The organism is Mycobacterium bourgelatii (assembly GCF_010723575.1).
In the GTDB taxonomy this organism is placed as follows: Bacteria; Actinomycetota; Actinomycetes; order Mycobacteriales; family Mycobacteriaceae; genus Mycobacterium; species Mycobacterium bourgelatii.
The window spans coordinates 3,218,152-3,232,015 of record NZ_BLKZ01000001.1; the positions used below are offsets into that span (position 1 = coordinate 3,218,152).

9 protein-coding genes and 2 pseudogenes are annotated in these 13,864 nt (G+C 63.9%); 6 read left to right on the plus strand and 5 right to left on the minus strand.

Going from position 1 to position 13,864, the window contains the following annotated elements; genetic code table 11:
- Window positions 1-55: 55 nt before the first annotated feature.
- A pseudogene (locus G6N68_RS13910) lies at window positions 56-3,406 on the minus strand (PPE family protein); the annotation flags it as partial.
- A 120-nt stretch (window positions 3,407-3,526) separates the two neighbouring features.
- On the opposite strand from G6N68_RS13910, the gene G6N68_RS13915 reads away from it, so the two are divergent.
- Window positions 3,527-4,921 (plus strand): IS1380 family transposase, encoded by a 1,395-nt coding sequence (locus G6N68_RS13915; RefSeq protein WP_240355462.1) that lies wholly within the window; start codon window positions 3,527-3,529, stop codon window positions 4,919-4,921.
- A 168-nt stretch (window positions 4,922-5,089) separates the two neighbouring features.
- Here the strand turns inward: G6N68_RS13915 and G6N68_RS13920 are convergent.
- Window positions 5,090-6,613: pseudogene (locus tag G6N68_RS13920) on the minus strand (PPE family protein); the annotation flags it as partial.
- A gap of 585 nt (window positions 6,614-7,198) precedes the next feature.
- On the opposite strand from G6N68_RS13920, the gene G6N68_RS13925 reads away from it, so the two are divergent.
- Together G6N68_RS13925 and G6N68_RS13930 are read left to right on the plus strand one after the other, a co-directional pair.
- Entirely contained in the window at window positions 7,199-7,612 is a 414-nt protein-coding gene (locus G6N68_RS13925; protein ID WP_163713089.1) for a hypothetical protein, read from the plus strand.
- Window positions 7,613-7,740: 128 nt separating this feature from the next.
- Window positions 7,741-8,904: an LLM class flavin-dependent oxidoreductase gene (locus G6N68_RS13930; protein ID WP_163713091.1), complete on the plus strand. Its 1,164-nt coding sequence runs from the start codon at window positions 7,741-7,743 to the stop codon at window positions 8,902-8,904.
- A 57-nt stretch (window positions 8,905-8,961) separates the two neighbouring features.
- On the opposite strand, the gene G6N68_RS13935 is transcribed toward G6N68_RS13930, so the two are convergent.
- The gene (locus tag G6N68_RS13935) at window positions 8,962-9,435 is read right to left on the minus strand and encodes an SRPBCC family protein (RefSeq protein ID WP_163713094.1); all 474 of its coding nucleotides are present in this window, start codon (window positions 9,433-9,435) and stop codon (window positions 8,962-8,964) included.
- 262 nt (window positions 9,436-9,697) lie between these two features.
- Window positions 9,698-9,841: a hypothetical protein gene (locus G6N68_RS13940; RefSeq protein ID WP_163706416.1), complete on the minus strand. Its 144-nt coding sequence runs from the start codon at window positions 9,839-9,841 to the stop codon at window positions 9,698-9,700.
- A gap of 131 nt (window positions 9,842-9,972) precedes the next feature.
- On the opposite strand from G6N68_RS13940, the gene G6N68_RS13945 reads away from it, so the two are divergent.
- On the plus strand, window positions 9,973-10,149 hold the full coding sequence (locus G6N68_RS13945; protein ID WP_163706418.1) for a hypothetical protein: 177 nt from the start codon (window positions 9,973-9,975) through the stop codon (window positions 10,147-10,149).
- A 53-nt stretch (window positions 10,150-10,202) separates the two neighbouring features.
- Window positions 10,203-11,474, plus strand: a complete 1,272-nt coding sequence (lipL, locus tag G6N68_RS13950; RefSeq protein ID WP_205351333.1) for an esterase/beta-lactamase LipL — start codon at window positions 10,203-10,205, stop codon at window positions 11,472-11,474.
- Window positions 11,475-11,494: 20 nt separating this feature from the next.
- On the opposite strand, the gene G6N68_RS13955 is transcribed toward lipL, so the two are convergent.
- Window positions 11,495-11,869: a hypothetical protein gene (locus tag G6N68_RS13955; RefSeq protein WP_163713097.1), complete on the minus strand. Its 375-nt coding sequence runs from the start codon at window positions 11,867-11,869 to the stop codon at window positions 11,495-11,497.
- An 87-nt stretch (window positions 11,870-11,956) separates the two neighbouring features.
- On the opposite strand from G6N68_RS13955, the gene G6N68_RS13960 reads away from it, so the two are divergent.
- Window positions 11,957-13,783 carry a fatty acyl-AMP ligase gene (locus G6N68_RS13960; protein ID WP_163713099.1) on the plus strand — a complete coding sequence of 609 codons (1,827 nt, stop codon included), beginning with the start codon at window positions 11,957-11,959 and terminating at the stop codon, window positions 13,781-13,783.
- Window positions 13,784-13,864: the final 81 nt, after the last annotated feature.

The following is a 13,864-nucleotide window of genomic DNA, read 5'->3' on the forward strand; positions in this document are numbered from 1 at the left end:
ATCTGGCGAAGACGCATTGCAGGTTGCGCGGGCAGCTCGAGCAGGCTCGAGCTCGTTACAGCCCAGTGCCGCTGGTGAAGAAGCCGGAGAGCTTTGACCCGATATTGCGGACACCCGAGTTCAACGCCGACGCCATGAGCCCAACCGAGGTCGTATTGGCCAGGCCCGAGATGGCGTTGCCGAAGTTCTGCATGCCCGAAACGAATTGGCCGACGTTGTAGTAGCCCGATACCGCACCGAACAAATTCTCCGGCACCTGGTTGTAGAAGCCAGAAATGGCCGCGCCAACGTTTCCGTAGCCCGAAGTGCCGCCCGCGCCGCTGTTGAAGAAGCCCGAAGACGGTGCGGCAGTGGCATTTCCGAAGCCCGGAGCACCCGCGATGGTGATCGGAATATTGATCGGGCCCAAGCCACCGTCGAGGTCGATGTCGAGTGGGAACAGGTCGATGCTGAAGCCAGGGATCGTGACCGGATTCGTGCTACCGCTCAACGGGATGTTCAGACCGATCTCGGGGACGCTGAAGCCACCGATGGTGAACGGATTCGTGCTACCGCTCAACGGGATGCTCAGACCGATCTCGGGAATGTTGAAGCCACCGATGGTGAACGGATTCGTGCTACCGCTCAACGGGATGTTCAAACCGATCTCACCAACATTGAAACCACCGATGGTGAACGGATTCGTGCTACCGCTCAACGGGATGTTTAAACCGATCTCACCAACATTGAAACCACCGATGGTGAACGGATTGGTAGTACCGCTCAACGGGATGTCCAAACCGACACTCCCGATGTTGAAGCCCGGAATGTTGAACGCGCGCGTGCCGCCCGACAATCCGAGAGACAAAGTTGACACAACGGAATTGACCGGGCCGATGGTGCCAGCGATGATCAGCGTGAGCGAGTAGGGGAATTCGTCGATATGAATTCTGATCGGCGCACTAAAGGCCACGTCGACCGGGATGGCCGGAACATTGACGGTCGGGAACCTGATGGGACCGAGACCACCGGCCGCGGTCAGATTGACCGGGATAGCGGGGATCGGGACATTCGGAACGTTGATGGGGCCGATCCCGCCCGCGGCCACCAAGTTCAGCGGAATCGCCGGAATGGGAACGTTCGGCACATTAATGGGGCCAATGCCACCGGCCGCCAACAAGTTCAACGGAATCGCCGGAATAGTGATGTCGGGCACGACAATCGGGCCAAGACCACCGGCCGCCAACAAGTTCAACGGAATCGCCGGAATAGTGATGTCGGGCACGACAATCGGGCCAAGACCACCGGCCGCCAACAGATTCAACGGAATCGCCGGAATAGTGATGTCGGGCACGGTAATCGCGCCGAGACCGCCGTGCACGTGCAGGCCCAGCGGGATTTCGGGGATGGTCAGGGTGCCCGAGAAGCCCATCAGCCCCTGATAATCGCCTCGCCAGAACATGCCGTTGCTGAAGTTGCCCGTGTTCAGGGCGCCAGTGTTGACGTCGCCGGTGTTGGCGAACCCGGTATTGATGTCACCGGGGTTCAGGAAGCCGGTGTTTGTATCACCTGGATTGAAGTCCCCCGTGTTGACGTTGCCGACATTGAAGTTTCCGGTGTTGTGGCTGCCCACATTGGCCATGCCCGTGTTGACGCTACCGAGATTGAACCAGCCGGTATTGGCGTCGCCCACGTTGCCTAAGCCGTGGTTGTAGTTGCCGGAGTTGCCGATGCCGAAGTTTCCGGTGCCCGAGTTGAAAAAGCCGATGTTGCCATCACCGGAGTTGCCGAAGCCGATGTTGCCGACGCCAGAGTTGAGGCCGCCGAAACCGACTTGGTTGTCGCCGGTCAGGCCGATCCCGATATTTCCATTACCCGTGTTGCCGAAGCCGATGTTTCCGTTGCCGATGTTCCCGAGACCGATGTTCTGCAGCCCCGCTGTCATCCCCGGACCGGTGTTGCCGAAGCCAAAGTTGTTGCTGCCCAGGTTGCCGAAGCCGACGTTGTTGTCGCCGAAGTTACCGAAACCGATACCGCCGAAGCCGATATTGCCGCCGCCGAAGTTGGTGTTGCCGACGTTCCCGAAGCCGAAGTTGAAGTCGCCGACGTTCGCAGCGCCCAGGTTCATGTTGCCGTCGTTCGCAAAGCCGAGGTTGAGAGCTGTGTCGCCGGCAGCATTGCGCAGGAAGCCTGCGAGGTGGTCGCCGGTGTTACTGATCCCGGAATTGAACGCCGCTGTCGCCACGCCCAGTGTGCTGGTGTTGTAAAGGCCCGAGACCGTATTGCCGAAGTTCGACATGCCCGATACCAGCGAACCGACGTTGAAGTAGCCCGAGTTGCCCAGATTCTCGGCAACATTCCAGAATCCCGAGCTGCCCGCGCCGAAGTTTCCGAAGCCCGACGAGCCGCCCGTACCGCTGTTGAAGAAGCCCGAAGACGGCGTAGTTGTCGAGTTTCCGAACCCCGGGGTGCCCGGCGCAATGTCGATCGGAATATTGATGGGGCCGACTCCGCCGAAGGCGTGCAGACCTAACGGGATTGGCGGGAGGCTGAAACCATCCGGAAAGAGGGTGAGGGGTCCGAGACTGCCACCCACGTTGATTCCCAGGGGAATCGGACCAAGCGAATAGCCGTTCGGGAAGAGGGTGACCGGCCCCAGGCCGCCGCCGACGTTGATACCCAGCGAAATCGGCCCGAGTGAGTAACCATTCGGGAACACTGTTAACGGGCCAAGACTGCCGCCCACATTGATACCCAATGGGATGGGACCCAACGAGTAGTTGTTCGGGAAGATGGTGACGGGGCCGAGGCTGCCACCCACGTTGATGCCCAACGGGATCGGATTCAGCGAGTAATTGTTCGGGAAGACCGTGAAGGGCCCGAGGCCGCCGCTGAGGTTGATGCTCAGCGGGATCGGCGCGATCGAGTATCCATTCGGGAACACCGTGACACCGCCGAGGTTTCCGGTCACGGTGGGCGTGATATACGCCTCGATGTTGAGGGGGCCGATGTAGCCGGGGAGGCCGAGTGTGTCTACCGGAATTGTGTTGAGGGGAATCACGAATTCGGCCTGATTGCCGGATAGCTGCAGGCCGAACTGAGGAATAGTGATCGGCGGCACGGCGATGGGCCCGACCAGAGCGCCAGCGCTGTTGATACCCAAGTTGATCTGGGGCACGTTGATCGACGGGATGGTGATCTCGCCGACTAGGGCGCCGGAACTGTTGATACCCAGACCGATCTGGGGCACGTTGATCGACGGGATGGTGATCTCGCCGACCAGGGCGCCGGAACTGTTGATACCCAAGCCGATCTGAGGCACGTTGATCGACGGGATGGTGATGGGTCCGACGACCGCACCGGAACTGCTGATGCCCAGACCGATCTCGGGCAACGTGATCGGCGGGATACTGATCGCGCCGACTAGCCCGGATTTTTCGTGAAACGTTGTGAGTTTCGGGGTGTAGATATGCGAAAGTGCCTGTCCTGCAAGGAATAATTGGACTTCTCTAGGGTTCAGTCGTTCCAGCGGGAAGGCACCTCGCAGGTGAAGAATATCGCGGTCGGGTCGCGGGTGAAAGTTTCCGCCGACGGTTATGGTGTCGTGTCGCATGCCGGGATGGCCATGGTGCGTGAGCTCGCGGACCGCAGCGGGTTATCGGCGCAGGTCACCGCCGCGTTGGCAGATACCTACCGGGGCCCGTGGGTGTATGCGCCCGGGGAGGTGTTCGCTGATCTGGCTGCCGCGGTCGCCGATGGGGCGGACTGCATCGACGCGGTCGGACAACTGTGCGGCGACCGTGAGCATGTCCTGGGTGCCAAAGCCTCCACGACCACGATGTGGCGGCTAATCGATGAGCGCATCGATGCTTCGCACCTACCGCGGGTGCGTGCCGCCCGGGCTGCGGCCCGCGCAGCCCTGGGCCGCCGGCGCCGCCCCGCACCGGGTGGCTGGTTGCACATCGACATCGACGCCACCCTGGTCCTCGATCATTCCGATAACAAGGAGAAGGCAGGGCGACCTGGAAAGACCTACGGTCACCACCCGCTGCTGGCCTTCGTGGACCGCCCCGAGATCGCCGGCGGGGAAGCGCTGGCGGCCTACTGCGCCCCGGTGGCGCGGGCTCCAACACCGCAGCTGACCACGTCAGTGTCTAGCGCAGGCACTGGCGGCCTGCCGGCGCGATGGCGGCCGGACCCCGATCATCGCGACGACCCCGACAAGCCGGCGGTGCTGGTGCGCTGCGACACCGCCGGGGCCACCCACGACTTCGCCGACGCCTGCCGCGCCGCGGCGTGGGGTTCTCCTTCGGCTACCCGTGGATTGGCGGGTGCAGGACGCTGTGGACACTCTCAACATCGGGCAGTGCTGGTATCCGGCGATCGACACCGACGGTGGTATCCGCGAGGGCGCCTGGGTCGCCGAGGCCACCAACCTGGTCAACCTGTCATCGTGGCGGCGGGGACCCGGCTGATCCTGCGCAAGGAAAGGCCCCATCCGGGTGCGCAGTTGCGGTTCACCGACGCCGACGGGATGCGGGTCACCGCGTTCATCACCGACACACCGCCCGGTGTGGTCGCCGGCCAGGTGGCAGGTCTGGAACTACGCCACCGCCAACACGCCCGCGTCGAAGACCGCATCCGCGAACTCAAAGCCACCGGCCTGCGCAACCTGCCGTGTCAGGCATTCGACGCCAACGCCGCCTGGCTGGAAATCGTCTTGGCCGCAGCCGATCTGGTCACCTGGTGCCAGCTCATCGGATTCACCGGCCACCCCGGCCTGACCCGTGCCGAGATCGCTACCTTCCGCTACCGAGTCCTGCACGTCGCAGCCCGCATCACCCGCGGCGCCCGCCGAACCCGACTACGCATCGACGCCACCTGGCGATGGGCCGCAGCCATCGCCACCGCATGGCAACACATCCGCACCGCCTTCGGTTGACCGACAACCCAGCTGACCAACCGAGCACGAAAGACCACCGGCCCTGGGAAAGCCCGCCAACCCGGCGACACGGGACAACCCCAACACGCCCTAAACCACACAAACCCCAGACACCACGCACCCCATCGCCAAGTCCGACCGAAATCACCCTCGACGAAAAATCGAGGCTAGGGCACCATTGCTGTTAATGCCCAGCCCTATCTCAGGGACATGAAGCGGTGGGATGTTGATAGGACCAACGGTGCCCATGCCGTTGAGGTCCAAACCGGCCGCAGGAATGGTCAGGGTGCCGGAGAAGCCGACCAGGCCCTGGTACTCACCTCGCCAGAACATGCCATTGTTGTAGTTGCCGGTGTTGAACGCACCAGTGTTCACGTTTCCGGTGTTGCCCCAGCCCGTGTTGAGATCGCCAGGGTTGAAGCCGCCGGTGTTGGAGTTTCCGATGTTGGCGCTACCGGTGTTGAAGCTACCCAGGTTGAAGCTGCCGGTGTTGAAGTTACCGATGTTTCCGATGCCGGTGTTCGCGATGCCGGTGTTGAAGAATCCGGTGTTGGCTTCGCCGGCGTTGCCGATGCCGGTGTTGTAGCTGGTGCCGGAGTTGAACAAGCCGAAGTTTCCGGTGCCCGAGTTGCCGATGCCGACATTGCCGGTACCCGAGTTGAACAAGCCAATGTTGCCGGTTCCCGAGTTCCAGCCGCCGAAACCTTGCAAACCATTGCCGGTGAGCCCGAAGCCGACGTTCCCGTCGCCCGTGTTGCCGAACCCAATGTTGCCGTTGCCCGAGTTTCCAATGCCGATGTTGTTGCTGCCGGTGTTGCCGAAGCCAAAGTTGTTGAGCGCTGCCGTCAGTCCAGGACCTACGTTGGCGAAGCCGATGTTGTTGCCGCCGAGGTTGCCGAATCCGAAGTTGTTGCTACCCAGGTTTCCAAAGCCAACGTTGTAGCTGCCGAGGTTTCCAGGCCCAAGGTTGTAGCTGCCGAGATTCCCACTGGCCAGATTGAGATTGCCAACGTTTCCGTTGCCTAGATTTCCTAATCCAGCGTTTGCCAGGCCCAAGTTGATGTTGGTCGTGACCTCGCCTGCCACGAGCGGGACTTCGCCGGCCGCCGTCGTAACGGCGGCGACGGCCGCCGCCGGCGCGGCCGCCACCTGCCCCGCCAGTCCGGCTAGACCTTGCAGCGGCTGAGCGAAAGGCGTCAGCGCCGCCGCGATCGACGAAGCCCCGGCGTGGTAAGCGGCCATCGCCGACACGTCGATAGCCCACATCTCTTCATAGGCGGCCTCCATCGCAGCGATCGCCGGAGTGTTCTGACCGAAGATGTTCGAGAACACCAGCGACAGCAGGTCGGACCGGTTAGCCGCCACCAACGCCGGCTGCACCATCGCCAACCGCACAGCGTCGAACTCTGCCGCCATGGCCCCCGCCCGCGCGGCTGCCTCGGCCGCCTGCGCCGCTGCGGCGGTAAGCCACTGCAGGTAGGGGGTGGCGGCTGCCGTCATCGCGGCCGACGAAGCGCCCTGCCACGAACTGCCGACGACACCGGATATGACAGATCCGAAAGATGAAGCGGCCGAGGCCAGTTCGGTGTTGAGCCCGTCCCAGGCCGCCGCGGCGGCGAGCATCGGCTCCGATCCCGCTCCCGCAAGAATCAGCGCCGAGTTGATCTCCGGGGGCAACACTGCAAAGTTCATCGGCCTACACCTCTCTCTGGTGCTCACGCCACTGACATAACGACACCGGAGAAGGCAATGGCCATCGGTCGCCGCTAAGCTGATCTCGTTGCGGACAACGTACAAGGAGACATCCGCATAAATCGACAATTTATTGGAAAAAATGTCGGATGTTATCAACTTGTGATAATAAATCGCGCCAATGCCAACTTGCTTTACATTCGCGCGTTAGGACGCCGATTCGGTGATGCTTGTCAATTGCAGATACAGCGGCCAGTCACCTCAAGGCTAGCCTCTACCAGTGTCTTTGGGTGTCAGTCTGCGACTGACGGTAGGCGGTGCTGCAGAACTCTTCTGTGGCGAAAAGAGCATCCATCACCCGTTCTGAGCCTGGCGAAAGTGCAGCAGTTCCGGCCAAAAACAATTTTTCCTTTTTGCCGCTATGCGAATAAGTTGAGCTTGCCCGACGAAATAAACAAACAATTTGCCGCATAACGCTGCTCGCACCAAGTCCCGCCCGGTTTCCACCCCCCAAAACGGGGTATGCGGACCAGTGCTCGAGACCGATGTGGCCGTGAGAGAAGAGTTAGAGAGTAGGGAAGTCTGATGAGATCCGAAGCCAGGAGGGCGTTTGCAGTCTTCGGTGGCGGCGCAATGCTGGTCATGGCCGTCGCTTGTGGCGGTGGCGACGACAAGTCACCGAGCAGCAGCACGACGCCATCGACAACGACACCCAGCTCCGCCGTGACGACCACCGCGCCCCCCGGCGCGCCCGGCACCGAAACATCACCGGGAGGCCCAACCGGTGGCGGCGGACCCGGCGGAGGCGGCGGCGGCGTGCCCGGCGGTCCCACCGGCGGCGGTGGCCCAGACGGTGGGGGCGGCGGCGTTCCGGGCGGTCCCACCGGTGGCGGCGGACCGGGCGGCGGAGGCGGCACCATTCCCGGCGTCGGCGGTGGCGGTGGCGGACCGGGTGGCGGCGGCGGTTGCGTCGGCAACCTCTGCGGCGGCTTCCCGTGATCTAGCGCTCGTTAGATTCTGACGGCCGACGGGGTCAGGACGGTGTTACCGCCGTCCTGGCCCCGTCGGCTCTGAATACGGGGACTATCGTTCGGTCAAGCCCATCACGCGGCCGGAAGGAGCCCCATATGGCCAAGCTCAGGTTCGGGTACTTCATCGCCCCATTCCATCGCGCAGGCACCAATCCGACGCTGGCCCTACAGCGCGATCTGGAGTTCATCGAACATCTCGACGCCCTTGGTTTCGATGAAGCGTGGATCGGCGAGCATCACTCGGCGGGCAGCGAAATCATCAGCTCGCCAGAGGTTTTCATCGCTGCCGCCGCCGAGCGGGCCAAGCGGATCAAATTCGGCACCGGGGTTATCTCGCTGGCCTACCACAACCCGTTGTGGGTGGCGGACCGATTGATGTTGCTCGATCACCTCACGCACGGTCGCATCATCGGCGGCGTGGGCCCCGGTTCATTGCCCACCGATTCGGCGATGATCGGACTGACCCCCACCGACACCCGCGAGTTGTTGGAGACCAACCTCGACATCGTCGTGCGTCTCCTCGCCGGCGAGACGGTCACGGCGAAAACCGCGACGCACCAACTCATCGACGCGCAACTGCAACTCGCTCCATATTCCGAGGACGGGATCCCGCTGGCGGTCGCCGCGGTGGCCTCACCGACCGGCGCGCGACTGGCCGGTAAACACGGCATCGGCCTGCTGTCCATCGGGGCGACGCTGCTTATCGAGGGATTCGACGCGTTGGCGTATCACTGGGGGATCGTCGAGGAACGCGCCGCGGCCCACGGCACGACGGTCGACCGAAGGAACTGGAGCTTGGTCGCGCCCTTCCACATCGCCGAGACCGACGAACAGGCCCGCGCGGACGTCAAATTCGGCATCGAACCCTGGTTCCGCTACTTCCAGAAAGTCGCGGCCTTCCCGCAGATGACCATGCCGGGTGACCAACTCGACGAGATGATCGACATCATCAACGAAAACGGAACTGGGGTCATCGGCACACCGGAGCGGGCGCGCGAGCAGGTGCAACGACTGTGGGACCAGTCCGGGGGCTTCGGCTGCATGCTGCAGATGGGCCATGAATGGGCGAATCCCGCAGCCACCCGTCGATCCGCCGAACTATTTGCCGTAGAGGTGATTCCGCATTTCCAGGGTCTGGCACAGCCCACTATCGACGCCGCCGCGCGGGCTGGCCAGGTTCGCGACGACCTCGCCCAGACGCAGTTGCAGGCCATCGAGCATATGACCAAGAAGTATCAGGACGAGGTCAATTCCCGGTAGCCGCTCCGTTTGGGCCAACACCCACGAAAACCGTTGCACAGGAAGGTGAATCTAGCTTCAGCCGCCCGACTGGGCGCCCGCCTGGCGCTCAGCCTCCTTCACCAGCTGACCCGCGAAGAACTTCACCGAACCACCCATCGCCGCCCGCGCGGCCTTTCCCGTCCCACGAATTTTCTCGGTGAACGAGCCACTCCAGCGAATGTCGGTGCCCCCGGAGGCATTTGGCGTGAGGACTACCTCGCCGACGTAATCGTTGACGGGCGTTCTCGGACCAACCAGCTTGTAGACGTGACGACGGTCCTGCTCGTACTCGATGGTCTCTTCCTGCACGAACACCGGCCACATTCCCAATTTCCGGATGGCCCCGACACCGCCGGGGGCTGGATCACCCTGGCGCACCCAACTCGACTGAGCGACGATCGGCTTAGCCCAGGAAGCCCAGTTACCGCCGTCTGCGACAAGCCGGAACAGCGTTGACGCAGGCGCAGTACTGGTCTTGTTGACCTCGAACGTGTATTTCCGACCCGACATGCCCGACTCCCGATCTGACTGGCTTGAACTGCCTGGATTTGTCCTGCCGCGTACCCTACCGCCAACGCGGCGGGCCAATGAAAGCCGTTCGGTGTCGCCTGCGGTTGAACGCGGCGGTACCGGACTTATGCTCGCCGAACCCCAGGCCGACCCGAACCGTTCGGCGACAGGGTCAACTATTGCGTTCGGACGATCGATCAGCGGATTACCGCTGAGCCCTAAAGCAATTCGTGCGGCCCGTGCCGACTACTAGCGCGGACTGCTAGCGAGGCAAGCCGTTCCGGCCATACGCACCGATTACCCACACCTGGCCGCCCAGCCCGCCGGTACCGGTACCTTCTCCGCCCGTCCCGCCGTTGCCGCCATTGCCGCCGGTGCCGCGAGCGCAGGATGGTGACGGCGGCATCCAAACCACCCCCACGCAGCTGTTGCGGTGGGGCGACAACTACCGGACCGGCAACGTGGGCGGACCGCAGTTTCTCAATGCACCACTTGGCAGGCTCGGTCGAAACCTAACTCTGCTGGTCGCCGACCGCTATGGCGCTGGGATATTCGGGTGGCCACGGCGTGCTCAAGCACGACGGTCCCTGGGCCGGGTTCGTCACCGACATTCGAGTCAGCAGCGACCGGCGCACCTCGGTCACCGTCAGCTGCAACGTCGACAAACAGGATCCCGGAGCCGTGAGCGAGGCAATTGGTCGCGTTCAGACATAGAAATCGCGGGTTCTCCTAGGCTGGGCGCACCTCGGCCTGCAATCATGCACGGTATGGCGAAGGCTTCCGTCCTCACTCCCGATAACGGCCTCCCCTCCGGCGCGCAGGGTGCCTGCGATTCACGCTTCGCGAATGTGGTCCGCGCGCTCGTCGCGTTGTTCCCCACCCGCAAGTTGGGCGGCGGCGCGCTGTCGGTCTATATCGACGGCGTGCAGGTTGTCGACGTGTGGACGGGCTATGCGGACCGACGCGGCAAGGTGCCCTGGACCGCAGACACCGGCGCCATGGTGTTTTCCGCGACCAAAGGGCTGGCCGCGACCGTAATCCATCGGCTGGTCGATCGCGGATTGCTGTCCTACGACGCACCGGTCGCCGACTATTGGCCTGAATTCGGCGCCAACGGCAAGTCCGAGATCACCATCAGCGACGTCCTGCGGCACCGCAGTGGGCTATCGCACCTCAAGGGGGTGCGGAAAAACAATGTGCTGGACCACCTTCAGATGGAGGAACGGTTGGCCCAGCTGCCCCTGGACAGTTCGCACGGAAAGACCGCCTACCACGCCATCACCTACGGCTGGCTGCTGTCGGGGCTGGCCCGGGCGGTGACCGGCAAAGGCATGCGGCAGCTGTTCCGCGAAGAGCTCGCGCAGCCGCTGGACACCGGCGGCCTGCACCTGGGCCGTCCGCCGGCTGACGTGCCCACCACGGCGGCGCAAACGCTTATGCCGCAAGCGAATATCCCGACCCCGCTGCTGGACTTCGTCGCACCCAAGGTGATCGGGCTGACGTCCACCGGCCTGCTGGCATCCATGTACTTCCCGGGCATCATGTCGATGCTGCAGGGGGAAATGCCGTTCCTCGACGGAGAGGTTCCGGCCGTGAACGGTGTCGTGACCGCACGCGGCCTGGCCAAGCTGTACGGCGCCATCGCCAACGACGGCTCCATTGAGGGAACGCGGCTGCTGTCGTCGGATCTGGTGCGCGAGCTCAAGGGAGAACCCGACCTCACCCCCGATCTGAACCTGGGGATCCCATTCACCTACCACCAGGGTTACCAGTCGTCACCGGTGCCGGGGCTGTTGCCCGGGTACGGTCACATCGGGCTCGGCGGGACTCTCGGCTGGGCCGATCCGGGCACCGGCAGCTCGATCGCGTACGTGCACAACCGCCTGCTGACGCTGATGTTGCTCGACATGGGTTCGTTCGCCGGGCTCGCTCCGCTGCTGAGCAGCGCCATCGCGACCGCTCGCCGGGAAGGGCCGCTGGAGGTGCCACACCTCGGTGCCTCCTATAGCGAAGCTGCCCAGCACGAGCCCGCGTCGTAGCCGTCGTTGGACCCGTCTCGCTACAGCTCGTAGATCAGCACCCACACCAGCGCGACGACCAGCAGCACCAGCACCGCCATGATTGCCCACCGGGTCGCCCGCGTTTGGCGATGAAACCAAGCCAGCAATTGGCTGAAGCGCCAGTCGGTCCATGCGTACGCACGCGCCGCCCAATCCGCCTCGACCGCCAGCAGACGAAACGCGACCAGGACCATTGGGACGCCTAGTTCCGGCAGCAGCACGATCAGCGGGAAGGACGCGGCCAGCAACACACCGCCGAGGACGACCACCAAGGCACGAACCGGCACCGGCCTGCTACGTCCGCGTTGACGGTAGGCGAACACCCGGGCCAGCGCGGCCTCGCGGGTCGTGACCGGATGCTCGCCTGCGTTCACGCTTGCTCCTTGGGAAAGACCGCAAGCGTGGCTGGCACCACACCACGCTTGCGCCGACGGGGGATCGGTCATTTATAGACTGCGGTTATGGAAGGCGGTGCCGAGTCGAGGTCGGTGGTGTATGACGGCCTGCTGCGCATCGAGGATTGTTTAGACGCCGACGGCAACATCGTGTTGCCCCCGGAGACCACGCTGATCTCGCTGATCGACCGCAACATCAGGCACGTCGGGAACGAGATCGCGTACCGCTTCCTGGACCACACCGGCGCGGGCGACGCACGTGCTCTCGACGTCACCTGGGCCCAGTTCGGCGTCCGCCTGCGCGCCGTCACAGCGCACGTGCAGCAGATCGCCGGCCCAGGAGACCGCGTTGCGATCCTGGCGCCGCAGAGCATCGACTGGGTTGTCGGCCACTACGCCGCGATCAAAGCGGGCACCGTCGCGGTGCCGCTGTTCGCCCCGGAACTTCCCGGCCACGCCGAACGTCTCGAAACGGCGCTGCGCGACTCGCGACCGACCGCCGTTCTCACCACCACGGCTGCCAAGGCCTCCATCGAAAACTTCCTGAGTACTCTCACCGGCCTGCCGACGCCGCGCGTCCTCCTCATCGACGACGTCCCGGATTCGGCCGAAGAGCGGTTCAATCCGGTCCATCTGGACGTCGACGCCGTTGCGTACCTGCAGTACACCTCCGGCGCAACGCGACCCCCTATCGGCGTGGAGATCACCCACCGAGCGGTCGCGACGAATCTGGCGCAGATGATCCTGTCGATCGACCTGATGAACCGAAACACCCACGGCGTCAGTTGGTTACCCCTCTACCACGACATGGGTCTGTCGATGATCGGCTTTCCGACGGTCTACGGCGGCCACACCACGCTGATGTCACCCACCGCATTTGTGCGCCGGCCGCAGCGGTGGATCCAGGCGTTGTCTGACGAATGCCGGACCGGACGCGTCGTCACCGCGGCCCCGAACTTCGCCTACGAGTGGGCGGCTCAGCGTGGACTGCCTGCCGACGGTGATGACATCAACCTGAACAACGTGGTGCTGATCATCGGCTCCGAACCGGTCAGCATCAACGCGGTCAACATGTTCAACAAGGCGTTCGCGCCGTACGGATTACCGCGCACGGCATTCAAGCCGTCGTACGGCATCGCCGAGGCGACGCTGATGATCGCCACCATTGCCCCTGACGCCGAGACGTCGGTCATCTATCTGGACCGGGAGCGGCTGGGCGCGGGGGAGGCGGTGCAGGTTGCGGCCGACCACCCGAATGCCGTTGGGCAGGTGTCATGTGGCCAGGTAGCCCGCAGTCTTTCGGCGGTGATCGTGGATCCCGAGACCGGTGCCGAGTTGCCGGACGGTCGGGTCGGCGAACCCTGGTTGCAGGGCGACAACGTCGGAAGAGGTTACTGGGGACGGCCCGACGAGACGCAGCTGACGTTCGGCGCGAAACTGACCTCGACGCTGCCCGAGGGCAGCCACGTCGATGGCGCCAAGATCGACGGGAATTGGCTGCGGACCGGCGATCTCGCCGTATATCTCGACGGCGAGCTGTATGTCACTGGCCGGATCGCCGACCTCATCACCATCGACGGCAAGAACCACTACCCGCAAGACATCGAGGCCACCGTTGCGGAGGCATCGCCGATGGTGCGACGTGGATACGTGACGGCGTTCGCGGCGCCGGAAGGCCTGGTGGTGATCGCCGAACGGGCCACGGGCACCAGCCGCGCCGATCCCGCGCCCGCTATCGACGCGATCCGCGCGGCAGTGTCGAATCGCCATGGACTGCCGGTCGCCGACGTCCGCTTCCTGCCCGCCGGCGGCATCCCTCGCACCACCAGCGGCAAGCTGGCCCGGGTGGCCTGCCGCGCCGAATACCTGAGCGGCACTCTCGGGGTGCACTAGTCGCGGGCCAGGTCTCGGGTTCGCGGGTCAGGTGTCGTGCACGCCGAGCGTGTCGCCTGTGCACCGACAACTTCGAAACTC

Excerpts from the sequence above, each read along its gene's own strand:
- G6N68_RS13925 (WP_163713089.1), top strand. The coding sequence starts at position 7,199 with ATGAGATCCGAAGCCAGGAGGGCGTTTGCAGTCTTCGGTGGCGGCGCA.
- G6N68_RS13930 (WP_163713091.1), top strand. The coding sequence starts at position 7,741 with ATGGCCAAGCTCAGGTTCGGGTACTTCATCGCCCCATTCCATCGCGCA.
- G6N68_RS13935 (WP_163713094.1), bottom strand. The coding sequence starts at position 9,435 with ATGTCGGGTCGGAAATACACGTTCGAGGTCAACAAGACCAGTACTGCG.
- G6N68_RS13940 (WP_163706416.1), bottom strand. The coding sequence starts at position 9,841 with ATGCCGCCGTCACCATCCTGCGCTCGCGGCACCGGCGGCAATGGCGGC.
- G6N68_RS13945 (WP_163706418.1), top strand. The coding sequence starts at position 9,973 with ATGGCGCTGGGATATTCGGGTGGCCACGGCGTGCTCAAGCACGACGGT.
- lipL (WP_205351333.1), top strand. The coding sequence starts at position 10,203 with ATGGCGAAGGCTTCCGTCCTCACTCCCGATAACGGCCTCCCCTCCGGC.
- G6N68_RS13960 (WP_163713099.1), top strand. The coding sequence starts at position 11,957 with ATGGAAGGCGGTGCCGAGTCGAGGTCGGTGGTGTATGACGGCCTGCTG.